Consider the following 26239-nt stretch of genomic DNA (forward strand, 5'->3'; position numbering starts at 1 on the left):
CTGGAGGACGCCCCCGCGCGTCGGCGGGTGCCTGCGGGTCGGTGGACGCCTGCGGGTCGGTGGATGCCGCCGCGCCTCAGCGCATGGCCGCCGCGCGTCGGCGCACGTCTGCCGCACCCCGACGCACCCCGGCGCATGGCTGCCGCCCCTCTACGCACCTCGGCGCCTCGACGCACGTCACTCGCGAGCGGGGCGCGGACGCACCCCGCAGCCCCGCATCCGAGCCCAAGGCCGCCCGCCCCGGATCAGGCCGAGTCGCGCAGCACCAGCTCGGTCCGGAGGATGACGTGCCGCCAGGCCACGGCCGGCTCCTCCATCTCCTCCTCCAGGAGCCGCACCATGGACCGGCCGATCTCGTCCACCGGCTGCCGGACGGTGGTCAGTTTCGGATCGGTGTGCTGGGCCAGCAGGAAGTCGTCGAAGCCCACCACTCCGACGTCGTCCGGCACCCGGCGGCCCGCCGCACGCAGTGCGTTCAGCGCCCCCGCGGCGGTCGTGTCCGAGGCGGCGAAGACCCCGTCGATGCCGGGATGCCGCTCGATGAGGTCGGCCATCGCCCGGCGTCCGCTCTCCTCCGTGAAGTCACCCTCCACGACGAGGGAGGGCACGTCCTCGGCTCCCGCGCGCCGCAACGCCTCGCGATAGCCGCGCAACCGGCACTGGGCGACGTACATGTCGAGCGGGCCGGTGATGGTGGCGATGGTCCTGCGTCCGCTGTCCAGGAGATGAGAGACGGCGCTGCGCGCACCGCCGACGTTGTCCGCGTCGACGTACGTCACGCACTCCTCCCCCGTGCGGCGCCCCAGCAGCACGGTGGGCAGACCCGCGTCCGCGAGCATGTCCGGCAAGGGATCCTGGGCGCGGACGGACATCATCAGGACGCCGTCCACCCGGCCGCCGCGGGCGAATTCGACGAAGCGCCGACGCTCGGTCTCCGAGCGGATCAGGGTGAGCAGCAGTTGCCTACCGCTGTCCGTCAGGGCGTCGCCGACCGCGCGGACGATCTCGCTGAAGAAGGGCTCTCCGAACAGCCGCCAGTCCGTCTCGGTCATCACCAGCGCGACGGCGTCGGCGCGGTGCCCGGCCAGCGAACGGGCCGCGAGGTTGGGTACGTATCCCAGCTCGGCGATGGCGCGCCGCACCGCGTCCCGAGTCGAACCCCGCACGCCGGCCGCGTCGTTGATGACCCGTGAGACGGTGCCGCGCCCCACGCCCGCGCGGGCGGCCACCTCCTCCAGCGTCGGGCCGCCGGGACGTCGCCTGCCCATACCCCACCCCCCTCTCCCACCCGGGATCACCGATACTACGACCCGGCCGGTCCGGGCACCGGGTGCCGCCCACCCGGCTGTCGGGGCGACGACCTATGCGTTCGGGTGGGGCTCCACGACCTACGGCGGCGCCTCCAGCCCCGTGCTCAAGCGTGCCGAGCTCAAGGTCGCGAGCAACAGCGGGGTCGACCTGTACGGAGGTCGGGCCATCGACGTCACCGGGCTCAACGGCGTTGCCTGCTTCGGCGATTCGGGAGGTCCGCTGTTCAAGCTCGTCGACGGGCTCCGCTACCAGGTGGGCGTCCTGTCGGGCGACAACAACCCCTACTGCGAGTACGGCGAGCGGGACAGCTACGCGAGCACGCCGGAGAGTCTCGACTGGATCAACCGGGTGATGGCCGACTTCTAGAGGCCGAAGTATCGCCCGGACCAGGCCGTCGGCCGGCTTCCATGAGCGTCTCTTCGGCGTGCCGAGGCGCGGTCGGGCGGGCGTGTGCAGGTGAGGGCTCCGGTGCCGGGCGGCACCGGAGCCCTCCCCCGTCCGCTGCGGCCCCGCAGGACATCCGTCCGCCGGGCCGCGGCGCGTGTGCCGCGGTCAGCGTGGGGCCGTCGCTCCCGCGGCCGTCGCCCTGGGCCTCAGCAGGGTGATCCTCGACGCGCCCAGTTCGGTGACGTAGAGCGTGCCGCGGGCCGTGTCCTCGGTGACGTCGAGCGGCTGCTGGAATCCGGTGAACCCGGTGGTGCCGACGGCGGGCGCCGACAGCCTGCCCTGTGCGTCGACGCCGAAGGTGACGAGATCCTGGCCGCTGCTGTACCGGACCACGAGGAGCCTGCCCTTGAGCGCGCCGCCGAACGTGTCGCTGCGGTACTCGACGACACCGTCGGCCGAAGCGTGCAGCCCCGCGTCGTACATCCCGGCCGGATCCAGGTTGCGGTCAGGCTGGGTGCCGACCGGGTAGCCGGTGACCTCGAACGGGCTGGTCCCCGACGTGGGGTTGCCCCCGGCCAGCACCCATTCGCAGCGGGCCGGATTGGGGTGGCCGTAGTACCGGTTCTTCTTCACGTCGAAGACGTAGTCCGTCTCGGCGACGGGATTCGACGTGATCGCCGGAACGGCCGGGCCGGTGTAGGCGCCGGCGGTCCCCGCGTCCACCCGGCGGGAGCAGGCGGCGGGCAGCGGCGTGGGGGTCGCCGGTGTATTGCCCCCGGCCGCCGACCCGTTGGTGGGCGTGTAGAGGTGGCCGTTGGTGTGCCAGACCAGGTCGTAGGCGTTGCGCACACCGGTCGCGTAGAGCGTCAGCGGGGCGTTCGCGGCATACGGGTCGTACGTCCCGGGGCTCTCGGTCCGCACGTCGAGCGGGCCGGAGGCCGGGAGTTTCGCAGGGTCCAGCCGCAGCACGGCCGCGCTGAGCAGATGCTCGGACCGATTGCCCCAGACCGGATCGGCGGCCCCCATCGCGTTGTTGGCCCCCTGCGTCACGTACAGGGCGCCGTCCGGACCGAAGGCGAGGGAGTTGGTCTCGTGGTCCTTCACCGACCTGGGCAGGTGGCTGACGACCTCCGTGTACGTGGTGAGGCCGGGGCCGCTCAGCCGGGCGATGCTGCTGGACCAGTCGGGCTCGGCGGGGGTACCCCCGGCGTACATGGTGTTGGAGGTGATCCACAGCACCGGGTTCGCGGCCGTGGAGGAGGGGTCGAACGCCATCCCGATGACGGAGCGGTCGGGCGCCCCCGGCAGCCCGCGGTCCGCCGCGTCGGTGCGCACGGTGGAGATCGTCTCCGCCCCGCCCAGGGTGCCGTCGGCGGCGATGGTGTACCGCATGATGTAGCCGTCGAGGGTGGACGCGTACAGCTTGCCGTCCGGGCCCTTGAGCACCGAGGCGAAGCTCTTGCCGGTCGCGGACGTGGCGACCTTGTCGAAGGCGACGGCGCCGCCGCCGCCCCCCGCTCCGGTCGTGAAGACCGAGCTCCACGGCGTGAACGTCCGGCCGTCCAGATCCTTCACGCCGCTCGTGACCGTGAAGCGGTAGCGGGTGCCGGGCTTCAGACCCGCGGTCGGGGAGAGGTTGACGACGTCGCCGCCGCCGCTGGTGACCACGTGGGCGGCCACGGCGGTGCCGGTGGCCGACTCCTTCAGGGTGACGGTTCCGGCGGTGAGGGTCGCGGCGTCGACGCCGGGGCCCAGGAGCCGGAGGTCGGCGACCACACTGCCGGTCGGCGACGCTCCGGTCGCCGTGTTCGCGGGGGTCACGGCCCGGATCCCGGGATGGCCGGCCGCGTCGGCGAGCGGTGCGACCGTCACGTACGCGATCTTCGTGTTGCTGCCGCCGAGTGGGCTGATCGTCAGCCGGCCGTCCGTGACGGTGGGGTGCACCGTCCGGGTCTGGTACCTGGTGGTGGAGGAGGGGACGAACCCGTCGACGGCGTTCTGGTTCTCCACCTGGATCGCGTGCGCGCTGTCCACACTGGTGGCGTCGCCGACGGCGACCGTCACGCTGTAGGTGCCGTCGGGCACCGCCATCTCCCACCGGCCGGGCGTCTTGACCCCGGCCGACGAGGCGGGCAGTTGCATGTGCACGAAGGTGGCGAGCAGCCGGTCGGACTCCGCGGTCCCCCTGTCGCGGCCGTTGCCGGTCAGGTCGAGCGGGGTGTCGGCGGTGAGGCCCACCCAGCCGTAGGTGAGACCCGTGCCCTGGTTCGGGCCGGTGCGGGCGCCGTAGGGCTGTCCGTGGTCGAGCGCGTAGCCGCTCACGGGCACCGTCGCCGCGGTACCGAAGTCGATCTTCGCCGAGAAGGCGGTGTCCGCTCGTGCGGGGGACGGCACCACCAGGGCGATGCCGAGAAGAGACAGGACCGACAGAAGGCCGACGGTGCGGGGGGAGCCTCCGCCTCTCAGGTGCCCGCGCCCGCGCCCGGGGTGGCCGGAGCCGCGGCTGAGCGAGAGGCGTCCGCGTCCGTGCGGGGCGGAGCCGTGGCTGAGCCATGGACGTATGGGTCCGCGCGGGGCGGAGCCGCGGACGAGCGACGTCCCTTTCCGTTCGCGCGAGGCGGAGCCGCGGATGAGGGCTGCGCGTCTTCGAAGGCGTAACGCGGTCAAGGTATTTCTCCGTCCGGAGGGAAGGCGCCCGCTGTCCGCCGTCCGGCACGGGGGCGCCCGCCATCTCCGCGCCGGGCTCCCCTGTCCGGCACAGCGTCCGGGGCATGACAAGCCGAAGGCTGCCCCACCCGCCACAGCCCAAGCCCCGGACGGCAGATGGAGTGCCCGCGGCACGACAGGTGCCCGTGCCGTCCCTACTGCCGATGCACCAGGCGAACTCCGCCCGGAGGGGGTGCGGGCGGGTGCCCGGTGGCGCGTCGGCCCGTGGCGCGATGGGATCAATCATGTGCGAGGCGGCGGCCTGGGGGCACTGGAACCCCTGGGAGCCAGACAGTCTGCAGCCGGTGAAGGGATGAGAATCGTGTCACGACCGAGGATCTTGGTAGTGGGAGCGGGCTTCGCGGGAGTGGAGTGCGTCCGGCGGCTGGAACGCAAGCTCGGACCCGACGAGGCCGATCTCGCTCTGGTGACACCGTTCTCCTACCAGCTCTATCTGCCGCTGCTGCCGCAGGTCGCCTCCGGGGTGCTGACGCCTCAGTCGGTCGCCGTATCGCTCCGCCGGAGCCGCCGGTACCGCACCCGCATCATCCCGGGCGGCGCCATCGGGGTGGACCTGAAGTCCAAGGTCTGCGTCGTCCGCAAGATCTCGGGCGACATCGTCAACGAACGGTACGACCACATCGTGCTGGCGCCGGGCAGCGTGACGCGCACCTTCGACATCCCCGGCCTCGCGGACAACGCCCGGGGCATGAAGACGCTCGCCGAGGCCGCGTACATCCGCGACCACGTCATCTCGCAGCTCGACATCGCCGACGCCAGCACGGACGAGACGGAGCGGGCGGCGCGGCTGCAGTTCGTGGTGGTCGGCGGCGGGTACGCCGGGACCGAGACCGCCGCCTGCCTGCAGCGCCTGACGCACAACGCGGTCAAGCGGTACCCGAGGCTCGACCCCCGTCTCATCAAGTGGCATCTGATCGACATCGCGCCGAAGCTGATGCCCGAGCTGGGCGACAAGCTCGGCCGCAGCGCCCTGGAGGTCCTGCGCAAGCGGGGCATCGACGTCTCGCTGGGGGTCTCCATCGCGAAGGCGGGACCCGACCAGGTCACGTTCACGGACGGCCGGGTGATCCCCACCCACACGCTGATCTGGACGGCCGGCGTCGCGGCCAGCCCGCTGATCGGCACCCTGGGGGCCGAGACCGTCAAGGGGCGGCTGGCGGTCACGTCGGAGATGTGCCTGCCCGGCCACGAGGGCGTCTTCGCACTCGGTGACGCCGCCGCGGTGCCGGACGAGGCCAAGGACGTGGAGGGCGCGATCTGCCCGCCGACCGCTCAGCACGCGATGCGGCAGGGCAAGCACGTCGCCGACAACGTCATCGCGACGCTGCGCGGGCAGCAGATGACGCCGTACGTCCACAAGGACCTGGGACTCGTCGTGGACCTCGGCGGCATGGATGCCGTGTCCAAGCCGCTCGGGGTCGAACTGCGCGGCCTGCCCGCCCTGGTCGCCGCTCGCGGCTACCACTGGTCGGCGCTGCGCACCAACGTGGCGAAGGTCAGGGTCGCGACGAACTGGGCGCTGAACTCCGTGGCCGGTGACGACTTCGTCCGCACGGGGTTCCTGGCCCGTACGCCCGCCACTCTGCGGGACTTCGAGCACACGGACGCCTACCTGACCCCCGAACAGGTCCGGGAGCGCGTCGGCCGGCAGTGACGACGGGGCGGCCGGGGCCCCTCCCCCTCGGGCGCGCCGGGCCCGGACGTGCCACGTGCCCGCGTCCGGGCCCGGCCCCGGAACCAGGTGCTGTCCCCGGTACGGACCGGAGCCCACTCCGGCACCGTCACCGTCACCGGCGCGGTCTACGCTGCCCGTCATGATCGCCAAGCTGCAGTGTGTCGTGCTGGACTGCTCCGACGCTCTCGAACTCGCCCGGTTCTACGAGGGCCTGCTCGGCGGCGCGGTGAACCGGCCGGACCCGCGGTGGGCGCTCGGCGACGGCTGGGCGACCCTGCACACGGGCACGGGGCTCGTGCTGGCCTTCCAGCGGGTGGACGACCATCGCCCGCCCCGGTGGCCGGACCCCGCCCGGCCCCAGCAGTTCCACCTCGACCTGGAGGTTCCGGACCTCGACGTGGCCCACGCGCAGGTGCTCGCCCTGGGCGCCGCGCCGCTGGACACCGGCGGGGGCGGCCGCGGATGGCGGGTGTACGCCGACCCGGCGGGTCATCCGTTCTGCCTCGTCCGGCACTGACCCGACGCGTCACGCGCGCTCCGTCCGGCGGTTCGCGCAGCCCTGCGCGGCGGGTGTGCGAGATGTGTCGCTGCGGTGGAAGCATGTCCCGGCCGTGCCCAGGGCGAGTTCCCGGCGGCCGGGTTGGGGCAGACTGGGGCCGGGCCGTTGGGAAAGCAGCGGCCCTACCCGTCATGACCGGCCCGGCCGGTCGGAAAGTGCCGGACGTGAGCGGAGACCTTCTGCCGGGGCTGCAGGTGCGCCGGAGCCAGCAGGAGCACGGCAGCATTCTCATGACGCTGGTCGGGGAACTCGACGTGCACACCAGTCCGCAGGTGCGGGAGGCGATCGTCACCGCCGTACTGCCCCGGACCACCCGGCTCGTCCGGCTCGACCTGGCGGGCATCACGTACTGCGACGTCGGCGGGCTCTACAGCCTGCTCGGCATGACGGACGCGCTGGAGATCATCGGCCTGCCGGTGGAGATCACCCGTACCAGCCCCGCCGTCGAGGCGATCGTCCACATCACCGACCTCGGCGCACGGCTTCCCCTCCACCCCGCGACCGGTGGCCCGGGCGACGGCCACGCACCCGGGACGGTCTGACGCCCGGACGGGCTCCCGCTCCGCGCCCCCGACCGGCACCGGCCCGGACCCGGTGCACACCGGACCCGCCACACACCGGAACCGGGTCCTCGCGGGACCGGTCAGGATTCGAGAAGCGTCCGGCGCCCCGCCGCCCCTAGCGTGAGGGGCATGGCATCCATCGCATCCCTCACCCTCGACGTGGCCGACCCGACGGCCGCCCGCCGCTTCTACACCGACGCCTTCGGTCTGGACACACAGCTCCGGCTGCGCGCCTCGGAGGCACCCACGACCGGGTTCCGCGGGTTCACGCTGTCGCTCACCGTGTCCCAGCCGGCCACCGTCGACGCCCTCCTCGGGGCCGCCCTCGACGCCGGTGCCACGCCCCTGAAGCCCGCCTCGAAGTCGCTGTGGGGGTACGGCGGTGTCGTGCAGGCCCCGGACGGGACGATCTGGAAGGTCGCCACGTCGGCGAAGAAGGACACCGGCCCCGCCACCCGGCAGATCGACGACATCGTGCTCCTGCTGGGCGTCGCCGACGTGGCCGCGAGCAAGCGGTTCTACGTCGAGCGGGGCCTCACCGTGGCGAAGAGCTTCGGCCGCATGTACGTCGAGTTCGAGGCCGGGTCGAGCCCGGTCAAGCTCGCCCTGTACCGGCGCCGGGCGCTGGCCAAGGACGCCGGTGTCTCCCCCGACGGCACGGGCTCGCACCGGCTGGCCATCGGCGGCGACGCGGGTCCCTTCACCGACCCGGACGGGTTCGCCTGGGAAGCGGCGTCCCTGGCGTCCGCGTCCTGACGTGACACCGCTGCCCGAGCCGCCCTCCCCGTGCGGCCCGGCGCTCCGCGCCAGTGCCGGGGAACCGACCGAGGGCCGACGGAGTCCCTCCCCCGGGGAAGGTCCCCACCGAGTGAGCCGGAGGAAGCATGACGGGCGCGCCGCCGCGTGGACTTGAGGAGAGACTGCGGGACACCCGCACAAGGCTGGAGAACGACATCGATCTCTGGGTGGCCACGTCGGGCTCCGCCGCCGGTGTCCATCTCGTCCCGCTCTCCTACCTGTGGGACGGGAGCGCGCTCCTCGTCGCCACTCCGCGCGACTCCGTCACCGGCCGGAACCTGCTGGCGGACGGCCGGGTGCGGATCGGCCTCGGGCCGACCCGCGACGTCGTCGTGATCGACGGCACCGCCGAACCGGTCGACGTCGACGGTCTGGGCCCCGGGACGGGCGACACCTTCGCCGCCAGGACCGGCTTCGACCCGCGCAAGCTCGACGAGCCCTACCAGTACTTCCGGATCCGCCCGCGGCGCATCCAGGCCTGGCGTGAGGCGAACGAGCTTCGGGGACGCACCCTCATGCGCGACGGGCACTGGCTGGGCTGAGCCCGCGGCGCCTCGGCGGGGAAACCGGGTGCCGTCGTCACCGCGGTTCGCCAGGATGAGGATCATGACTGGTGGGAAGCGCACGGAGCACCGGCCGGACGCGGAGGACGCGGGGCGGAAGCTCGCCCTGGTCACGGGGGCGGGGCGGTCGGCGGGCATCGCCTCGTCCGTGGTGCTGGGCCTGGCCCGGGCCGGCTGGGACGTGGCCTTCACGTACTGGACCCCGTACGACGCACGCATGCAGTGGGGCGCGGAGCCGGGTGCCCCCGAGGAGTTGCGGCAGAAGGCGGCGTCCCTCGGGGCGAGAACGCACGCGGTGGAGGCGGACCTGGGCGATCCTGCCGCGCCCGCCCGGCTCTTCGACGACGTCGAACGCGAGCTGGGGAACGTCACGGCGCTGGTGCTCTGCCACTGCGAATCGGTGGACTCCGGGCTGCTGGACACCTCGGTGGAGAGCTTCGACCGGCACTTCGCGGTCAACGCCCGGGCGAGCTGGCTGCTGATCCGGGAATACGGTCTCCGTTTCCGCGGGCCCCACGGCAGCGGCCGGATCATCGGCCTGACGAGCGATCACACCGCCGGCAACCTGCCGTACGGGGCGAGCAAGGGGGCGATGGACCGCATCACGCTGGCCGCCGCCCGTGAGCTCGCCCGTCTGGGGGTGAGCTGCAACGCCGTCAACCCGGGGCCCACCGACACGGGATGGATGGCCGAGGAGCAGAAGACGGAGCTGGCCCGCTCCACTCCGCTGGGACGGCTGGGCGTCCCCCAGGACTGCGCGAACCTGGTCACGTTCCTCTGCTCCCCCGAGGGCGGGTGGATCAACGGCCAGCTGCTGCAGAGCAACGGCGGCCTCGGCCGGTAGCCGCGCGGAGGGACGCCTGCGCCGTCCCTCCTCGGCCGGGTCGAAGCCCTGCCGCCGGTCCCCGCCCGGGGCGCACCTCGTGCCGCCGCTCCCGCGCACAGCCACGACACGGCCGGCCGGGCAACCGCAGGCCGTGCCGCGGTTCCGCTCCGGCCGACCGGGCGTCAGGCCGGGAGTTTCGCGCCGGGCAGCGGGGTGTCCTCGTCGGACCGTCCCCCGCCGTTCCGGCGGCGCCCGCGGTCCATCTCGCGCCATTCCGGTCTCAGCCCGGCCAGGTTCGTGGTGAGGAAGTACGCGGCTCCGCAGACGAGCAGCACCGGTACGAGTCCGGCGGAGGCGACCGCCGCTCCGGCGATGAGCCCGCCGAGCGGAATGCCCGCCCAGGCCAGCGAGTCGCCGAGGGCGTTGACCCGGCCCAGCATCGGACGCGGTACCCGTTCGAGGAGCAGGGCTCCGAGGACCGGGTTGACGAAGCCCGCGCCGAATCCACCGACCGCGAACACGACCAGCACCGCACTCATCGGGGCGTCGAGGGCGAGGACGAGGAACCGGGGGGCACCGATCAGCAGGAAGCCGGTGAAGAACACCACGCGGCGCGGCAGCCGGTGTGCGGCCAGCGTCGCGATCAGGCTCCCGCCCACCGCCGCGGCCCCCATCACACTGCCCGTCAGGCCGAGGGCGGCGGGCCCGTTGCCGGACTCCTCCGCCCAGACGGGGGCGAGGACGGTGGCGAAGGCCGCGTCGAGCAGGTTGGTGAGGCCGATCACGACGATCACGGTGAGCAGCAGCGGCTCGCTCCGCAGGAAGGTGAAGCCCGCGCCGAACCGCCGCCAGTAGCCCTCGGGTTCGGCCGCGGTCTCCGTGGTGGCGTCCTCGGCCGGCCGTCCCAGGCCGCGCGGCAGGGCCAGCGCGACGATCACGGACCCGAGCGCGAAGCAGCCCGCGTTGAAGACGAGTCCGGTCAGCGGGCCGACCGAGGCGACGAGGGCGCCGCCGGCCGCGGGTCCGACGGTGGACGCGAGCCGCTCGGTCACGCCGGACAGTCCGGTGGCCCGCTCCAGCGGCACCCGGCCGTGCTCGGCCGCCTCGGGAACCATGACCTCCTTGGCCAGGTCACCGGGACCGCGGGTGGCTCCGATCACCGCCACCAGGGCCAGCAGGAGCGGGAAGGACAGCAGGCCGAGGGTGTGCAGCAGCGGGACGGCGGCCACGGCTGCCGCGCTGACCAGGTCGGTGGTCCAGGAGACGACCCGGGGTCCGATGCGGTCCGTGACCGGTCCGGAGAGCGCCTTCACCAGGACGTAGGGGGCCATCTCGCAGAAGGCGACCAGCCCGGTCCGGGTGGCGCTGCCGGTCGTGACGAGCACGAACCACGGCAGGGCGACGGCGGAGACCCGGGTGCCGGTCAGCGACACGGCCATGGCGGCGAGGACTCCGGTCAGCGGCCGCAGGGACCGTCGCCCGGGTATGCCGCCGGCGTCGGGGCTGCCGCCTGTCATGAGGTCCGCGGTCCCGTCTCCTCACGGGAGCCGGGGTACTCGTCCGGCGCGGGCGGCGCGTCCAGTTCGGGCAGGATCTGCGTGATCACGGAGATCCGCTCGGCGCCCTCGGGGGCCTCGGCCGCGGCCTCCGGCGTGTCCGGCCGGTAGCGGTCGACGACCTCCCGCAACTCCAGGCGCAGGGCGACGCATTCCTCGGGCGTGAGCCGCAGGGACCAGTCGCTCATGTCGAAGGTGCCCCGCCATGCGTGGGGCATCGTGTGCAGCTCGTTCAGGGCCTGCTGGGTGCGCACGGCATAGGTGGAGGCGACGGACTGCAGGTAGGCCAGGGTGGCCTCGGGCTCACGGTCGGCCAGGTCCCGGTCGTTGAGCTCCGTCGTCCGGTGGACGGCGCGCCACCAGCGCTCACGCGCGTTGCCGCGTTCCGCGTCCTCCTCCACGAAGCCGGCCGCACCGAGCTGGCGCAGGTGGTAGCTGGCCGTTCCCGAGTTCACGCCCAGCCGCTCCGCGAGGCGGGTGGCCGTCGACGGGCCGTACTTGCGCAGCAGGCCGACCAGCTGGACGCGTACCGGATGCGCCAGGGCCCGCAGCCCCTTGGCATCGAGTACCACCGAATCCGCGTCGGCCCGGGGGCCGTTGGGCTCCTCACTCGTCTCCGTCATAGCGCACACCCTAGACCGCAAAGGGTTCTTCGCAAAGACTTCTTTGCGAAGAACTCTTCGCGGTTCGCGGCGCGGAGAGTCGGCTCGGGGCCCGGGGTGACTTCAGCCCGGGAAGCGTCCCGTGCTGCGCAGGTGCCAGCGCCGTTCGGCATAGGCCAGGTCGTCGCGCCACAGGCGGCCCGCGGCCGCCCGCATCAGCGGACGGAGCAGGGGCGCCGCGCCCCGGGCCACGGCGAAACCGCGGCGGCCGGACGCGGCCACGATCGCCTCGGTCACGGTGGTGCGCGGGCGCCCGAGTCCGTCCGGACCCAGCGGGGTGGCGTGTGTCTCGACCACCGAGCCCTCCCCCTCCCCGTCGGTGATGTGCATGACCACCGTGCGCGGTTCCGGTGCCGTGAACACCGCGCGTACCGGCACGACGAGCCGACCCGCGAGCTTGAACGAGACGTCCACGGCGAAGGCGTCGTCACCTTCGCCGGCTCCCGGGTCGGCGGGACTGCGCACGACGGTGAGGTCCACGAAGGAGTACGGGTGGAACCAGGCGCCGTGCCAGGGGTCGAGCCGGTTGGCCACCACGTCCTCCGGCTCGCACCCGCCGACCGCGCTGTACACGGCCTCGACCGCTCCCGGCAGCGGCGGCCGGACCGGCACCAGCGGTGCGGACAACGGCTCCTCGCCCCCGACTCCGTCGAGGCGCACCCACACCAGCACACCGTCGTCGTGGACGGGGAGCGGCTCCCAGCCCGCGGCGGGGCCGCCGTCCAGGGCGAGGCCGTGCCAGTGGCAGACGAGGGTGCCGCAGCGGACGGGGCTGTCGGCCAGCGGCGCCCCCAGGTGCGGGCACACCCCCGGCCCCGCCACGAGACGCCCGCCCGCGTCGCGCCAGACGACGACCTCCTGCCCGGCGACCGAGCAGGCCAACGGGCGGGAGGGGCTCAGATCCCGGGTGGCCCCGACGACGTACCAGTTGCCCGACGGGCGGGCCAGCGCCCGCTTCAGGGCGTCGGCGATGACGCCCGGCCGGGCGTCGCGCCAGGTGGGGCGCTGCTTGTCCCAGGCCACGGCACGGCGCCGCAGCCGCAGGGGCAGCCGGCCGGGTACGGGACGGTGCGGGCTGTTCACGCCGCCTCCTTGCGCCGGGACGACCAGGTGCGGCCGTCGGAGGTGTCACAGCGGGCGGTCCGCTGTGCCGTGCGGTCCTCGCCACCCGCTCTGACCCGGGCCGCCGCGACGCGCACGAGACCGTCGAGCGCGACCGCGGCCCGCCGGCGCCGGGGTACCACCGCACGGCGGTGCAGGACGGCGTACCCCTCGTCCGCGACGGTGTCGAGGATGGCCCCGTACAGGACGAACGCGGTACGGATGCAGGGCCGCGCCACCGGGTCGAGCATCGCCAGTCCGGGGGCCGCCGTGCGGTAGACGCCGCGGGTCAGGTCCTCGGCGGCGCGCAGCGCCTCGGTGATCCGGTGGTCACGGCGGCCCGTGTCCCGGCTCCACCGCAGCAGCGCCCGGTCGACGCCGTGGGCGGCGAGCAGATCCGCCGGCAGGTAGACGCGACCGCGGTCGAGGTCCTCCCCCACGTCGCGGAGGAAGTTGGTGAGCTGGAAGGCCACGCCGAGGGCCGCGGCGTGCGGGGCGGCCTCCTCCCGCGGTACGACCGTGCCGAGCACCGGCAGCATCTGCAGCCCGATGACGGCCGCCGAGCCGTGCATGTAGCCGTACAGGTCCTCGTAGGTCGCATAGCCCGTGACGTGCAGGTCGCTGCGCATGGAGGCCATGAAGTCGACGAAGTGCCGGTGGTCGATGTGGTAGCGGGCGGCCGTGTCGGCGAGCGCCGCGACGACCGGCTCGTCGACCGGGCCCTCGCGCCGCAGTCCGAGGTCCAGGCGCGTTTCCAGCCGGGCGAGCGCCGCGGTGCGGTCGTGGACGGTGCGCGGGTCGTCCAGGGAGTCCACGATGTCGTCGGCCCAGCGCGCGAAGCCGTACAGCGCGTGGACGGCCGGCCGTCGGGCGACGGGCAGCAGCCGGGTGGCGAGGAAGTAGGTGCGTCCGTGCCGGGCGTTGAGCGTGCGGCAGTGCGTGTAGGCGGCGCGCAGCCGCGGATCGTGGATGCCCGCGGCGTCGAGTTCACGGTCGGTCATGGGCGGGCGCCTTCCACGGTCGTACGGCGGGCGGCGGGGCGCGGACCGCGGCGGGAGGACGGCCCGGCGACCCGGGCCGCGGCGAGCTTTCCGGAGATGAGGACGGTCGGGACACCGACCCCAGGGGTGGTTCCGCAACCCGCCAGCACCGCGTTCTCGGTGCCGCTGACGAGGTTGCGCGGGCGGAAGGGGCCGGTCTGCGCGAAGGTGTGGGCCGCGGAGAAAGGGGTGCCCGCCGCGAGCCCCTGCCCGTGCCAGTCGGCGGGGGTGACCAGGCACTGCTCCTCGATCGACGAGGCGATCCCGTCGAGTCCGCGCTGCTCCAGGACCGCCAGCAGGCTGTCTCGGTAGCGGGGAGCGAGGTCGCCCCAGGCGGCGGCGCCGGGTCCGATGTCGGTGTTGGGGCAGGGGGCCAGGATGTAGTGCAGGTGCCTGCCTTCGGGGGCCAGGGAGGGATCGGTGGCGGTGGGGCGGGTGATCAGCAGGGACGGGTCGGTCATCAGGCTCCCGGTCCTGGTCAGTTCGTCGAAGGTGCCCTTCCAGGCCCCGCCGAAGGAGAGCGTGTGGTGTCCGAGGCCCGGCCAGGTCCGGTCCGTGCCGGCGTGCAGGACGACGGCGGACGGGGCGTGCCGCAGTGCCAGCGGACGGCGCGGGCTGCGGCCCAGCAGGCGGTAGGTGACGGGCAGGTCGGGGGTGAGCACGACGGCGTCGCAGGCGATGCGGCCCTGCGAGGTGAGGACCGCCGTGACGCGTGAGCCGGAGCGTTCGAGACCCGTCACGTCGTGTTCGTAGCGGAGGTCGGCGCCCGCGTCGGCGGCGGCGTCGGCCATGCCCTGGGGCAGGGCGTGCATGCCGCCGCGCGGGAAGTACACCCCGGCGACGGTGTCCATGTAGGCGATGACGGCGTACGCGGCGAGGGCCCGCTCCGGGGGCACTCCGGCGTACAGGGCCTGGAAGGAGAAGACGCGCCGCAGCCGTTCGTCGCCGAGGAACCGTCCGATGCGGGCGTCCAGCCGTCCGAACCCGCCGAGTGCGGCGAGCCGGCCCAGGTCCGGGGTGAGCAGTTGCAGCGGCGAGTCGAAGTTGGCGTCGATGAAGCGGCGCATCTGGACGGCGTAGAGCCGTTCGAGCCAGTGCCGCAGGCGCCGGTAGCCGGCGGCCTCCCGGGCCCCGGCGAAACGTTCGATCTCGGCCTCCATCGCGTCCGCCCGGGTGTGCACGTCGAGTTCGCTGCCGTCGGCGAAGCGCGCCCGGTAGGCGGGGTGGAGGGGGATGAGGTCGACGCGGTCGTGGAGGCTGTCGCCGACGGCGGCGAACGCCTCGTCGGCGATGTCCGGCATGGTCAGCACGGTGGGGCCGGTGTCGATGCGGTATCCGGCCCGGTCGATGCGCCCGGCGCGTCCGCCCGGCAGGGCGCCCCGCTCGACGACGGTCACCCGCCGTCCGGCGCCGAGCAGATGGAGGGCGGCCGACAGTCCGGCCAGCCCCGCGCCGACCACCACCACGTGGTCGGTGCGGCCGGGGATCGTCCTGGTCATCGTGTTCCTCCCGCGGCTCCGGCGCCGGTCAGGCATGCGGCCGGGTCCTTCTCGGCGGTCTCCGGCGGTTCGGCCGCCTGGTCGGGGGCCGGTGCCGTCCCGGCCGCCGCGCACATCAGGGCGTGCAGGCGGACCCGTACGGCGGGCAGGATCCCGGCCCCCGCGAGATGCTCGGCGCTGCGGGCGGCGAGCCGCTCGATCCGCTTCTCGACGGCGGCCCGGGCACCGGTGGCCGTCAGCACGTGCCGCACCTGGGCGAGTTGACCGGGTGTCAGGTCCTCCGCCCCGAGGCACCGGTCGAGGACTTCGAGGCTCGCGAGGTCCCGGGCCTGCGTGGCGCGTGCCCGGGCCACCGCGACCAGGTAGGTGCGCTTGCCCTCGCGGATGTCGTCGCCGGACGGTTTGCCCGTGCCGCGCGGGTCGCCGAAGACGCCCAGCAGGTCGTCGCGGAGCTGGAAGGCGACCCCGGCGCAGCGGCCCGCGGCGCACAGGGCGTCGGTCGTGGCCGCGTCCGCGCCGGCGAGCGAGGCGCCGAGGGCCAGGGGCCGCTCCACCGAGTAGCGGGCGCTCTTGAGGCAGGCGGCGCGGATCGCCCTGGCCGGTGAACCGGAGACGGTGCTCTGGTCGAGCACGTCCAGGTACTGGCCCGCCACCATCTCGGTGCGCATGGCCCGCCAGATGCGCTGCACCGCGGGCGGCATCCCGGGCTCGGTCCCCAGGTCGGCGACGACGTCGTCGGCCCAGGCGAGGGCCAGGTCGCCGGCGAGGATCGCCCCGGCCTCGCCCAGGGAACCCGCCCGCCGGGCGCCCAGTTCGGCGTACTGCGCGGAGAGGTCGACGTGCAGGGCGGGGCGGCCGCGGCGCAGTTCGGACGCGTCCATGAGGTCGTCGTGGACGAGCGCGCAGGTCTGGATGAGTTCCAGCGCCGCCCCGATCCGCAGGGCCCACTCGGCCTGTTCGGCGTGCCGGCCGCCGCCGCAGGCGCGCAGGGCCCACCACAGGAACTGAGGGCGCATGCGCTTGCCGCCGTGCCGGGTGAAGCGGGCGACCCGCTCGGCCACGTCGGCCCCGAAGGCGGCGTCCAGCACGGACGCCTGGCCGACCCGCTCGCGCAGCACGACGTCCAGCACCCGTCCGACGGCGCCGGGCACGTCCGCGTCCACCGCGTCCGGGTGCCAGGCGGCGGACGCCGCGGTCTCCGTGTCCGTACCGCCGCGCGGGCCCGAAGTGGCGTAGGCCTCACGGGCGTTGTGCGGGGGCACGGATGCCGGGCCGATCGCGGGGTGCTCCCCGGCCCTCGTACGACGCATCCCGGTTCCTCTCGTCGTTGCGGACGCGGGTTTGCCGGAAGTGATTCGGCCGGGGTGGGCGTGGCGGATGCGACGACGTCCTGTTTTTTGCCGTCCGCCGGGTGGTCGGGGGTGCCGGAGCCGATCCGGATCGTGGCGGCCGCGAGCGGTGAAGCTACTGCGGACGGCGGGCCGGGAGGGCCGCGACACACGAGGACGCCGCGAATCGGACGCTGTTCGGGTGAGGCCACGGGACCACCTGGCGGCGCCCGGGCCGACGGGGCGGCGGACGCCGGGTGGTGCGGCGGCGCCGAGCCGCGCGGCGGGCGCCGGATCCCCGCGCCCCCGCCCACGTCGGGGCGGGCACGGCCGGAGCCGGACTCGGCCGGAGCCGGACTCGGCCGGGTGCCGCGGTCGTTCCTTCGGCGGTCTCTCGTCCGGTCGGCCGGGGCCCGGCTGCCGCGGGCGTCGCGCCGGCCGAAGCGACGGGCCGGGGGCCGGACTCGGTGTCGATGTGACGGCCGGGCGTCACCGAACGGTTCACCGGCAGCCCCGGGCGCGTCGTACGGCCGCGCGGGCGGACCACGGCCCGCCCGGATCCTCCGGCGTGGCGATGCGCCGACCGGCCTACCCCGCCGGAGGATTCGGTGCGCCGCGCATCCGAACGGGTGCCGCACGCGGAATGCTTCGGCGGGCGCATCCCTGTACCCGCCACCCGGCCGTACCCGAGGAGGGGAACCTGTGCTCGACGCGGACGTCGCCATCATCGGCGCGGGAGCCGCGGGCCTGTCCCTGGCGCACCGGCTCTCGTCCGGTGCCGCGGGCCGCCGCCCGCCGTCCGTCGTCCTGGTCTCGGCGCCGCCCGGACCCCTGCGCCCGCCGCCCCGCACCTGGTGCTTCTGGGAGGCGGGCCCGGGTGCCTACGACCGTGCGCTGACCGCTTCCTGGCAGCGCCTCAGGGTCCGGGGCGGGCAGGGTTCGTCGACCGAGAGCCGGATCGCCCCGCTCCGCTACAAGATGCTGGGCTCGGACGACTTCGAGGAGCTCGTCCACCACGATCTCGCCGCCCGGGACTCGGTGCGCCGGATCGAGGCGGTCGTCGAAACCGTGGAAGGCCTGTCCGGCGGCGGGGCCCAGGTCCGGGCGTCCACCGCGACCGGCGACCGGCTGGGGGTACGGGCCCGCTGGGTCTTCGACTCGCGGCCGCTGGGGGCCCTGCCCGCGGCCCGCACCACTCTGCTGCAGCACTTCCACGGCTGGTTCGTGCGCACCGACCGTCCCGCCTTCGACCGGGACGTCGTGGACCTGATGGACTTCCGTACTCCGCAGCCGGCCCGGGGACTGTCGTTCGGCTATGTGCTGCCCACGGGGCGCCGCACCGCGCTGGTCGAGTACACCGAGTTCTCGTCGGCGCCCCTGAGCGCGCCGGAGTACCACGCGGCCCTGCGGCACTACACGCGCCATGTCCTCGGGCTGGACGGCTTCGAGGTGACCGCGCGGGAGACGGGCGCGATTCCCATGACGGACGGCTCGTTCGCCCGGCAGACCGGCCAGGCCATCTTCCGGATCGGCACCGCGGGAGGTGCGACCCGGCCGTCGACCGGGTACACCTTCGCGGCCGTGCAGCGCCAGACACGCGCCATCGCGGCGGCGTTCCGGGCCGGCCGGCGGCCCGCTCCCCCACCGGCCCACTCGGCCAGGTCACGTGCCATGGACGCCGTGCTGCTGCGCGCGCTGGCCACCGGCCGGATCGACGGCGCGGACTTCTTCTCCCGCCTGTTCTCCCGCGTCCCCGCCGAGCGTCTGCTGCGCTTCCTCGACGGGCGCACTCGGCTGCACGAGGACATCGCCGTCGGGCTGCACACCCCCGTCGGGCCGATGCTGCGGACGGCGGCCGAGCTGCCCTGGCTGCCCCGCCGTCCGCCCGCGGACCTGTGACGACCGCCGAAGCGGCAACCCCTTCCGGAAATCGAGGAGACTGCATGCCCCTGCTGCGCGACGCGGAACTGGCGACGGCGTTCGACCGCGCCTCCCGCACCTACGACCGCCTGGTCGCCTTCAACCCCGGCTACCACGCCCATCTGCGGCGCTCCGTACGCCGCCTGGGTCTTCCGGACGGCGGCGCCGGGCGGCGGGTGCTGGACCTCGGCTGCGGCACCGGGGCGTCCACCGCGGCCCTCGCCGCCGTACTGCCCAGGGCCGAGATCGTGGCGGTGGACGCGTCGGCGGGCATGCTGGAGCAGGCGGCGGCCAAGAGCTGGCCGCGGCACGTGACGTTCCGGCACTCCTCGGCCGAACGGCTGGCCGAGGAAGGCGTGGAGGGCCCCTTCGACGCGGTGCTGGCTGCCTACCTGTTCCGCAACGTCGCCGATCCCGACGGGATTCTGAAGGCCGTGCACGAGTTGCTCGTCCCGGGCGGCAGGCTCGCGGTGCACGAGTACACGCTCAGCGGCCGGCCCGCCCACCGCGCCGTGTGGCACGCGGTGTGCCGCGGCGTCGTGATGCCGGTCGGCACCGCGGCCGGGGACGGCCCGCTCTACCGCCATCTGTGGCACAGCGTCGTCGAGTTCGACACCGCGGGGGCCTTCGGCGACCGGGTGCGGCGAGCGGGCTTCGGGCAGGTCAGGGTGCTGCCGGTACCCGGCTGGCAGACCGGCATCGTGCACACCGTGGTGGGACGGCGCCAGGGTGGTGCGGCATGAGCGGGGGTGCGGCGGGCAACGCGCGGCGGCGGGGCCGCGACCGGCGCGCCCGCGTGCTTCTCCCGCGGCCGGGGCGCCCGCGGGTGGCCGGAGAGGCCTCGACGGCCGTGATCGGCGGCGGCATCGCCGGGCTCGCCGCCGCCACCGCGCTCGCCGAACGCGGGGTGCGGGTCACGCTGTACGAACGGGAGCGGATGCTCGGTGGCCGGGTCGCCGGCTGGCCCGTCACGCTCGCCGACGGAAGCCCGGCGACCATGAGCCGGGGCTTCCACGCCTTCTTCCGCCAGTACTACAACCTTCGGGGGCTGTTGCGCCGGGCGGATCCCGACCTCGGCATGCTCACCGGCCTGCCGGACTACCCCCTGCGGCACAGCAGCGGACTGCACGACAGCTTCCGTCGCGTGCCGCGCACTCCGCCCTGGAGCGCCCTGGGATTCGCGGCCCTGAGTCCCACGTTCGGTGCGCGCGACCTGCTGCGGATGAACCCGTCGGCGGCGCTTCCGCTGCTCGACGTGCGGGTTCCCGACGTCTACGAGCAGCTGGACGGCACCAGCGCCCACGACTTCCTGGCCTCGATCCGGTTTCCCGAGGCCGCCCACCACCTGGCCTTCGAGGTCTTCTCCCGCAGCTTCTTCGCCGATCCCCGGACCCTGTCCGCCGCGGAGATGGTGCTGATGTTCCACATCTACTTCCTCGGGTCCTCCGAGGGCCTGCTCTTCGACGTCCCCGACGAGCCCTTCCCGGCCGCGCTGTGGGAGCCGCTGGCCCGCCGTCTCGTGGCGCTCGGCGCCCACCTGCGCACCGCCACTCCCGTGGAGAGCGTGGCGCCCGCCCCGCAGGGCGGTTTCCGGGTCGCGCACTCGGCGGGCGCGGAGCATCACGACACGATCGTGCTCGCCCTGGACACGGAGGGGCTGCGCACGGTCGTGGCCCGCTCGCCGGAGCTGGGGGACGCCCGGTGGCGCGAGCGGGTGGCGGGGCTGCGTACCGCTCCGCCGTTCCTCGTCTCCCGGCTGTGGCTGGACCGCCCGGTCTCCGCCGGACGTCCCGGCTTCCTCGGGACGAGCGGCTTCGGTTCCCTGGACAACGTCAGCGTGCTCTCCGACTGGGAGGGAGAGGCCGCCCGCTGGGCCGCGCGCACCGGCGGGTCCGTGGTCGAACTGCACGCCTATGCGCTGCCGGACGGCTGCGCGCGCGACGTGGAGGAGAAGCGGCTCGTCGAGCAGTTGCACCGCGTCTACCCGGAGACGCGCACGGCCCGCGTCGTCGACGTACGGCACGAGTGGCGCGCCGACTGTCCCCTGTTCCCGGTGGGCGGGTACGCCGACCGGCCCACCGTCCGGACCCCCGACCCGGGCCTGACCGTCGCGGGCGACCTGGTCCGTACGGACCTTCCCGTGGCGCTCATGGAACGAGCGGCGACCTCCGGGTTCCTGGCCGCGAACGCCCTCCTGGAGGGCTGGGGCGTGCGGGGGCAGACGCTGTGGACCGTGCCCGACCGCGGGCGCTCGGCCGTGCTGAGGGCGCTGGCCGGCCGGGGACGCGGGTGAGGCGTCCGGTCAGCCCACGTCCCAGAGGAACCGGTGGGTGTGGATACCGAAGTACGGGAACGACTGCACCTGCGCGACCCCGTCGATCGGCCGCACGACGTCGTTGACGAAGTCCAGCAGATCCCTGGGTCCCGGGCACACCACCTCGGCAAACAGGTCGAAGCCGCCCGAGGTCAGCACCGCGTAGACGACCTCGGCGCGCCGGGCCAGCTCGTCGGCGACGGCGCGCGGGTCGCCGTCCACGGAGATGCCCAGCAGCGCCATGGACTGTCCGCCCATGCCCATCGGGTCGGTGACCCCGACCACCTGGACCGCCTTGGCGTCGAGCAGTCTCTGCAGCCGCTGCCGCGCCGCCGACGCGGACAGACCGACCCGGGGGCCCAGGTCCGCGTACGCGATACGCCCGTCGGTCTGCAGTTCGCGCAGGATGGCCCGGTCGATCTCGTCCACGCTCTTCCTTCCGGCTCGGTGGCCCCAGATTAACGGCGCGGTTCAGCCCACCAGTTCGTCGAGGGCGGCGGCGAAGACGTCCGTGTGCGTGTCCACGTCCTGCTCCGTGGTGTCCGGGCACATCAGCGCCATGTTGTGGAACGGGGTCAGCAGGATGCCGCGGTTGGCCAGGTAGAGGTGGAGGTAGTCCTCCAGCTCCGGGTCGGCGGCGGCCGCCGACTCCGTACCGGTGCGCGGCGCGGGGTCGGCGAACCGGTATTCGGTGCGCGCCCCGAGCCGGCTCACCGACCACGGCAGGGCGCGCGCCGCGATGCCCGCCCGCACTCCGGCCTCGAACCGCTTTGAGAGCCTCGCCATGTGCGCGAACGCGGCGTCGGTGAGCACGTGTTCCAGGGTGGCGCGGGCCGCGGCGATCGACAGCGCGCTGCCCGCGAGGGTGCCGCCGACGCCGCCCATGTCGACCAGGTCCAGATCGTCCCGGCGCAGCAGCCGTTCGGCGAGATCGGCCGAGAGCCCGTACGCGCCGACCGGGACGCCTCCTCCGATCGCCTTGCCGATGGTGAGCATGTCCGGCTCCAGAGCCCACGCGGCGGTGCAGCCGCCGGGGCCGGCCGAGAAGGTGTGGGTCTCGTCGTTGACGAGGAGAGTGCCGTACTGCCGGGTCAGGGCGCGGACACCGGTCAGATAGCCGGGTTCGGGGAGCACGATGCCGATGTTGGTGAGGGCCGGCTCCATCAGCACGGCGGCGACGTCGCCGTGGGCGAGCTCCCGCTCCAGCTGGGCCAGGTCGTTGAACTCCGCGACGCGGCTGGTCAGCGTGACGTCGCACGGCGCTCCGACGTTGCCGGGGCGTGCGGTGCCGTGTCCGTCCGGGCCGACGACGATGAGCGACTCGTCGACGCTGCCGTGGTAGCTGTAGCTGTTCACGAGGATCTTGGGGCGGCCGGTGACCGCGCGCGCCAGCCGGATCGCCCAGCGGTTGGCGTCGGTCGCGGTCAGCGAGAAGCTCCAGCGGGCGAGCCCGAAGCGGCGGGTCAGCTCGGCTCCCACCCACTCGGCGTCCTCGGTCGGCAGCATCGCCGTCGCCCCGCCCAGCTCGGTGAACCGCCGCTGCACCGCGCGGGCCACCGGAGCGGGCGAATGCCCGGCCATCGCCCCGGTGTCACCCAGGCAGAAGTCGATGTACTCGTGCCCGTCGACGTCGACGACCCGGGCGCCCTGCGCGGTGCCCAGGTAGCGGGGGAAGGCGCCGGCGGTCTTGTTCATCCAGGTCATCGGCACCCGGCCGAAGAGGTGGTCGGCGCGCTCGTAGGCAGCTCTGGACCGCGGATTGCGGCGTTCGGCCGCCGCGCTCTCGCGGGCCAGGAGGTGCTGCAGACGGGTGCGATCCATGGGTACCCCAGTTCAGACGGTGACCGAATACCTGGAGCGTACGATTGAAAACGGTGCTTGAACAAGGACACGCAATCGATTCGATGGCCACGACAGACGATTCGATGCCCGCTCGAGAGGAAGGGCCAGCGGAAAGGACGGTGCGGCGCGGGGCGCCGGACCGCCGCCGAGGTTCCGGGGACGGAGGGTGCCGGGGTTGCCCGGCCGGTCATGCTGTGCCGTAATCGAAGAATCCGCGGTGCGGATCCTGGCGGTGTCGGAGCCGCGCCGGAAGGAGCGGCTGGAATGCACGGGTACGCATCCGGATCGGGCGACCGGGTCACGGCGGCGCCGGGAGGCCTCCTCGATCTGCTGCAGGTGGCGGCCGTGGTCCTCGACGGCGACGGCCGGGTGGTGCTGTGGAGCCCCGAGGCGGAGCAGCTGCTCGGGTACCTGGCGGACGAGGCCCTGGACCAGCGGGCCGACAAACTGCTGGTGTCGTCCGAGAACCGGCAGCGCGCCCGGGACCTGTTCGCCCAGGTGCGGTCGGGCTCCGGGTGGGCGGGCGTCTTCCCGCTCCGCCACCGGGACGGCACGGAGGTTCCGGTCGAGTTCCGCACCATGCGGCTGCGCGACCGCGAGGGGGAGATGCATCTGCTCGGCCTCGCGGCGGACGCCACCACCGTGCGCGGTGTGGAGCGCGATCTGGCCCTGTCGCACAGTCTGGTCCGGCAGACCCCGGTGGGCATCGCCGTCTTCGACACCGACCTGCGGTGGGTGAGCGTCAATTCCGCGCTGGAGCAGATCAACGGGCTGCCCGAGGAAGCGCTCCTGGGACACCGCATCGGGGAGGTCCTGCCCGACCTGGAGGTCGAGGACATCGAGTCGCGGATGCGGCACGTGCTGGTGACGGGCAAACCCCTGCTCGACCAGATGACCATCGGCCGCACCCCGGGGCACCCGGACGCACGGGCGTTCTCGGAGTCGTACCACCGGATCGAGGACACCCACGGCCGCGTCCTCGGGCTGGCGATGGCGATCATCGACGTCACCGAGCGGCAGAACGCGGCGACGGAGGTGTCCGAGGCCCGCGAACGGCTGTCGGTCATCGCGGACGCGGGCGCGCGCATCGGCACGACGCTCGACCTCCAGCAGACGGCCCGCGAGCTCGCCGACGTCGCGGTGCCGCAACTGGCCGACCTCGCCGCCGTCGACGTGCTCGAATCGGTGGTCACGCACGGCACCACCTCGGCGGTCACGGGCGACTCCTACGCCGAGTTCCGGGCGCTGGCGGTCGCGGCCGGCTATCTCACCGACGCGATCCACGCGGCGGACCCGGTGGGGGAACTGGCCACCTACAGCTCGTCGAGGATCATCACCCAGTGTGTCCGCGAGGCCCGGCCGGTCCTGGTGGAACACGTGGACACGGCGATGATGCGGCGCATCGCCAGGGACTCGCACGCCGCCCAGGCCCTGCACACCGCGGGCGTCCACTCGTATCTGGCCGTCCCCCTGGTGGCCCGGGGCGAGGTCCTCGGCACGCTCAGCCTGTACCGCTCGATCAACCTGCGCCCCTTCGACGAGCAGGACCGCATCCTCGCCTCGGAACTCGCCGCACGTGCCGCGATCTGCGTCGACAACGCCCGGCTCTACGGGCGGGAACGCGCGGCGGCGCTGACCCTGCAGCGCAGTCTGCTGCCGCCTGCGCCCGCCGAGCACGCGGACCTCGACATCGCCGCCCGCTACCTCCCGGCGCTGAGCGAGGTCGGCGGGGACTGGTACGACGTGTTCGACCTGGGCCCCGGCAGGACCGGACTCATCGTGGGCGACGTGATGGGCAAGGGCGTGCAGTCCGCCGCGGTGATGGGCCAGTTGAGCACGGCGACCCGCGCACTGGCCCGGCTCGACCTGCCGCCGGCCGAGCTGCTGCGCCATCTCGACGACATCACGGGGTCGCTCGGCGACACGATCGCCACCTGCGTCTACGCCGTCTGCGATCTCGGGCGGGGCAGTTGCGAACTCTCCAGCGCCGGCCACCTGCCGCCCGTCCTCATCCGGCCCGACGGCAGCGCGGAGCTCTTGGAGATCCCGGGCGGGGTGCCCCTCGGCGTGGGCGGCGTGGACTTCGGCACGGTGGAACTCGCCATGGCTCCGGGCTCCCTGCTGGCCCTCTACACCGACGGACTGGTGGAGAACCGCAACGACCCCATCGACACCGGGCTGACGACCCTGACGCGGCTGCTCCGGGGCCCGCAGCGCCCGTTGGAGACGACCAGCGACATGCTGCTCAGCGCACTGCGTCCGGAGCCCGACGACGACGTCGCCCTGCTGCTGGTGCGCCGGCGCGCCTGAGCCGGCGCACGCCGAGGCGGCGCGGGCCCGGCCGCCGCCGGTGCCCCGCGCGGCCCTCAGGCGCTCGGAGAGATACGGATCCCGAGGGTGCCGTCCCGGCCGCGGCGCAGCCGGCTGCCGAACAGGGTGAGGCGCCCGACCAGGCCGTACTTGCGGGCGATGAGCTGCCTGATGCGGGCGGTCCCGGCACTGTCCAGGATCTCGGCCGTGGCGGGGAGCTGGGCGCCGGTCGGGTGGCCTCGCAGGTCACAGGGGCCCGCCAGGACGTCGGGGCGGTTGCGGATGCGCTTCACCTTGCCGGTGTCCGCGGCCGTCCAGATGCCGAGGGCGTCGCCGTCGCGCACCACCCAGACCGGCGTCGAGACTCCCGTGCCGTTCTTGCGGTAGCTGGTCACGAGCAGGTACTTGCCTGCGGCGAGCACGTCCAGCGGGGAATCATCCATACCGGAATTCTAGGCCCTGCCCGGCGGATCTTCGCGGGGCGGCGGGCTGCGCCCTCTCGAACGCGGCCGGTCGCTCCCGCGGTTCCGTCAGGACAACTGTCCGTCGTAGTCCGGCAGTTTGAAGGTCCGTTCGGCGTGGCCGCCCACCAGGTCGGACGTGTTGTTGCCGATGTTCGCGACGATCGTGTAGCCCTGGGCCTCGATCTGTGCGCGCCTGCCCGTCTTGTAGGCGCTGACCTCGCCGAACAGGTCCGGCAGGCTGCGCACGTGGAGTCCGTCGACGGGGTACCCGACGGTCTTGAGGTTCCACTTCGTCTCGCTCGCGATGATGCCCGGCCGTGCGGTGACGAAGAAGACGGCGACCCCTCGGGCGTGGGCGTAACGGGCCAGTGCCAGCGAGGCCTTGAGCGCCGGGGTGGGCAGCTCGTACCAGGGGTGGAAGTCCGTCTCCAGGGTGGTGTTGTCGATGTCGAAGACGACCGCGAGCTTCTGCCCCTCGGCATGCTCGGTGCGCTGCTGGAGGTACGGCAGCGCCTGGTCGATCACGACCTGCACGTCCCGCTGCCAGGTGGCGTAGTCGATGTCGGCGGCCTGCACCGACGCCGCTGCCACCGCCGCCCGGGGCGGCGCCGCGGCGGCCGTTCCCGTCGCCCCGAGAGCCATGGCCACGACCACCGACACGGCGCCGATCCGACGCCCCGTACCGCGTGCCGCCATTCCCGTTCCCTTCGTCGTTCGGAGCGACGAGGAGAACCCCCAGGCCGCGTCAGTCATGGTCACGACAATAAATGGCGGGAAGGCGAAGCGGGAGTTAC

At 73.8% G+C, this 26239-nt stretch carries 23 protein-coding genes; 11 read left to right on the forward strand and 12 right to left on the reverse strand.

Going from position 1 to position 26239, the window contains the following annotated elements; translation table 11 throughout:
- Positions 1 to 245: 245 nt before the first annotated feature.
- The gene (locus ACZ4NT_RS20045) at positions 246 to 1268 is read right to left on the reverse strand and encodes a LacI family DNA-binding transcriptional regulator (protein WP_121409382.1); all 1023 of its coding nucleotides are present in this window, start codon (positions 1266 to 1268) and stop codon (positions 246 to 248) included.
- Between ACZ4NT_RS20045 and ACZ4NT_RS20050 the strand changes: the two genes are divergently transcribed.
- Positions 1183 to 1677, forward strand: a complete 495-nt coding sequence (locus ACZ4NT_RS20050; protein WP_121409525.1) for a trypsin-like serine protease — start codon at positions 1183 to 1185, stop codon at positions 1675 to 1677. The genes ACZ4NT_RS20045 and ACZ4NT_RS20050 overlap by 86 nt on opposite strands.
- 186 nt (positions 1678 to 1863) lie before the next feature.
- Here ACZ4NT_RS20050 and ACZ4NT_RS20055 read toward each other — a convergent pair whose 3' ends face one another.
- Positions 1864 to 4095 carry a PQQ-dependent sugar dehydrogenase gene (locus tag ACZ4NT_RS20055; RefSeq protein WP_467726646.1) on the reverse strand — a complete coding sequence of 744 codons (2232 nt, stop codon included), beginning with the start codon at positions 4093 to 4095 and terminating at the stop codon, positions 1864 to 1866.
- A 622-nt stretch (positions 4096 to 4717) separates the two neighbouring features.
- On the opposite strand from ACZ4NT_RS20055, the gene ACZ4NT_RS20060 reads away from it, so the two are divergent.
- From ACZ4NT_RS20060 to ACZ4NT_RS20085, 6 genes are all read left to right on the forward strand, one after another.
- On the forward strand, positions 4718 to 6079 hold the full coding sequence (locus tag ACZ4NT_RS20060; protein WP_467726647.1) for an NAD(P)/FAD-dependent oxidoreductase: 1362 nt from the start codon (positions 4718 to 4720) through the stop codon (positions 6077 to 6079).
- Between the two features lie 160 nt (positions 6080 to 6239).
- The gene (locus tag ACZ4NT_RS20065; protein WP_121409385.1) at positions 6240 to 6617 is read left to right on the forward strand and encodes a VOC family protein; all 378 of its coding nucleotides are present in this window, start codon (positions 6240 to 6242) and stop codon (positions 6615 to 6617) included.
- Between the two features lie 206 nt (positions 6618 to 6823).
- Positions 6824 to 7201, forward strand: a complete 378-nt coding sequence (locus ACZ4NT_RS20070; RefSeq protein WP_183117260.1) for an STAS domain-containing protein — start codon at positions 6824 to 6826, stop codon at positions 7199 to 7201.
- A gap of 150 nt (positions 7202 to 7351) precedes the next feature.
- Complete coding sequence (locus ACZ4NT_RS20075) at positions 7352 to 7978, forward strand: glyoxalase (protein ID WP_467726650.1); 627 nt, start codon at positions 7352 to 7354, stop codon at positions 7976 to 7978.
- A gap of 128 nt (positions 7979 to 8106) precedes the next feature.
- Entirely contained in the window at positions 8107 to 8562 is a 456-nt protein-coding gene (locus ACZ4NT_RS20080) for a pyridoxamine 5'-phosphate oxidase family protein (protein ID WP_467726652.1), read from the forward strand.
- Positions 8563 to 8626: 64 nt separating this feature from the next.
- The gene (locus ACZ4NT_RS20085) at positions 8627 to 9427 is read left to right on the forward strand and encodes an SDR family oxidoreductase (protein ID WP_467726654.1); all 801 of its coding nucleotides are present in this window, start codon (positions 8627 to 8629) and stop codon (positions 9425 to 9427) included.
- A gap of 164 nt (positions 9428 to 9591) precedes the next feature.
- Here the strand turns inward: ACZ4NT_RS20085 and ACZ4NT_RS20090 are convergent, their stop codons facing one another.
- From ACZ4NT_RS20090 to ACZ4NT_RS20115, 6 genes are all read right to left on the reverse strand, one after another.
- A complete protein-coding gene (locus ACZ4NT_RS20090) occupies positions 9592 to 10926 on the reverse strand; it encodes an MFS transporter (RefSeq protein WP_467726656.1) in 1335 nt (444 codons plus the stop codon).
- Entirely contained in the window at positions 10923 to 11588 is a 666-nt protein-coding gene (locus ACZ4NT_RS20095; RefSeq protein WP_467726657.1) for an ArsR/SmtB family transcription factor, read from the reverse strand. Before ACZ4NT_RS20095 ends, ACZ4NT_RS20090 begins: the two co-directional genes overlap by 4 nt.
- Before the next feature lie 102 nt (positions 11589 to 11690).
- Positions 11691 to 12710, reverse strand: a complete 1020-nt coding sequence (locus ACZ4NT_RS20100; protein WP_467726659.1) for a DUF5914 domain-containing protein — start codon at positions 12708 to 12710, stop codon at positions 11691 to 11693.
- Positions 12707 to 13729, reverse strand: a complete 1023-nt coding sequence (locus tag ACZ4NT_RS20105; protein WP_121409392.1) for a phytoene/squalene synthase family protein — start codon at positions 13727 to 13729, stop codon at positions 12707 to 12709. The genes ACZ4NT_RS20100 and ACZ4NT_RS20105 overlap by 4 nt, the downstream gene beginning before the upstream one ends.
- Positions 13726 to 15267, reverse strand: a complete 1542-nt coding sequence (locus tag ACZ4NT_RS20110; RefSeq protein ID WP_467726662.1) for a phytoene desaturase — start codon at positions 15265 to 15267, stop codon at positions 13726 to 13728. Before ACZ4NT_RS20110 ends, ACZ4NT_RS20105 begins: the two co-directional genes overlap by 4 nt.
- Positions 15264 to 16577, reverse strand: coding sequence for a polyprenyl synthetase family protein (locus ACZ4NT_RS20115; RefSeq protein ID WP_467726664.1), 1314 nt, complete (start codon positions 16575 to 16577; stop codon positions 15264 to 15266). Before ACZ4NT_RS20115 ends, ACZ4NT_RS20110 begins: the two co-directional genes overlap by 4 nt.
- Before the next feature lie 720 nt (positions 16578 to 17297).
- On the opposite strand from ACZ4NT_RS20115, the gene ACZ4NT_RS20120 reads away from it, so the two are divergent.
- The 3 genes from ACZ4NT_RS20120 to ACZ4NT_RS20130 are packed head-to-tail and all read left to right on the forward strand — an operon-like array spanning position 17298 to position 20808.
- The gene (locus tag ACZ4NT_RS20120; RefSeq protein ID WP_121409395.1) at positions 17298 to 18494 is read left to right on the forward strand and encodes a lycopene cyclase family protein; all 1197 of its coding nucleotides are present in this window, start codon (positions 17298 to 17300) and stop codon (positions 18492 to 18494) included.
- Between the two features lie 44 nt (positions 18495 to 18538).
- Positions 18539 to 19258, forward strand: a complete 720-nt coding sequence (locus tag ACZ4NT_RS20125; protein WP_121409396.1) for a class I SAM-dependent methyltransferase — start codon at positions 18539 to 18541, stop codon at positions 19256 to 19258.
- Entirely contained in the window at positions 19255 to 20808 is a 1554-nt protein-coding gene (locus ACZ4NT_RS20130) for an FAD-dependent oxidoreductase (RefSeq protein ID WP_467726667.1), read from the forward strand. Before ACZ4NT_RS20125 ends, ACZ4NT_RS20130 begins: the two co-directional genes overlap by 4 nt.
- A gap of 9 nt (positions 20809 to 20817) precedes the next feature.
- Here ACZ4NT_RS20130 and ACZ4NT_RS20135 read toward each other — a convergent pair whose 3' ends face one another.
- Together ACZ4NT_RS20135 and ACZ4NT_RS20140 are read right to left on the reverse strand one after the other, a co-directional pair.
- Complete coding sequence (locus ACZ4NT_RS20135) at positions 20818 to 21258, reverse strand: Lrp/AsnC family transcriptional regulator (protein WP_121409398.1); 441 nt, start codon at positions 21256 to 21258, stop codon at positions 20818 to 20820.
- 42 nt (positions 21259 to 21300) lie between these two features.
- On the reverse strand, positions 21301 to 22650 hold the full coding sequence (locus tag ACZ4NT_RS20140; RefSeq protein WP_121409399.1) for a transaminase: 1350 nt from the start codon (positions 22648 to 22650) through the stop codon (positions 21301 to 21303).
- A gap of 285 nt (positions 22651 to 22935) precedes the next feature.
- Between ACZ4NT_RS20140 and ACZ4NT_RS20145 the strand changes: the two genes are divergently transcribed.
- A complete protein-coding gene (locus ACZ4NT_RS20145) occupies positions 22936 to 24981 on the forward strand; it encodes a SpoIIE family protein phosphatase (RefSeq protein WP_467726670.1) in 2046 nt (681 codons plus the stop codon).
- A 56-nt stretch (positions 24982 to 25037) separates the two neighbouring features.
- Here the strand turns inward: ACZ4NT_RS20145 and ACZ4NT_RS20150 are convergent, their stop codons facing one another.
- Together ACZ4NT_RS20150 and ACZ4NT_RS20155 are read right to left on the reverse strand one after the other, a co-directional pair.
- Positions 25038 to 25424, reverse strand: a complete 387-nt coding sequence (locus ACZ4NT_RS20150; protein WP_121409401.1) for a PPOX class F420-dependent oxidoreductase — start codon at positions 25422 to 25424, stop codon at positions 25038 to 25040.
- Between the two features lie 87 nt (positions 25425 to 25511).
- On the reverse strand, positions 25512 to 26141 hold the full coding sequence (locus tag ACZ4NT_RS20155; protein ID WP_121409402.1) for an HAD family acid phosphatase: 630 nt from the start codon (positions 26139 to 26141) through the stop codon (positions 25512 to 25514).
- Positions 26142 to 26239: the final 98 nt, after the last annotated feature.

It is taken from the genome of Streptomyces sp. NPDC026417, assembly GCF_055567695.1.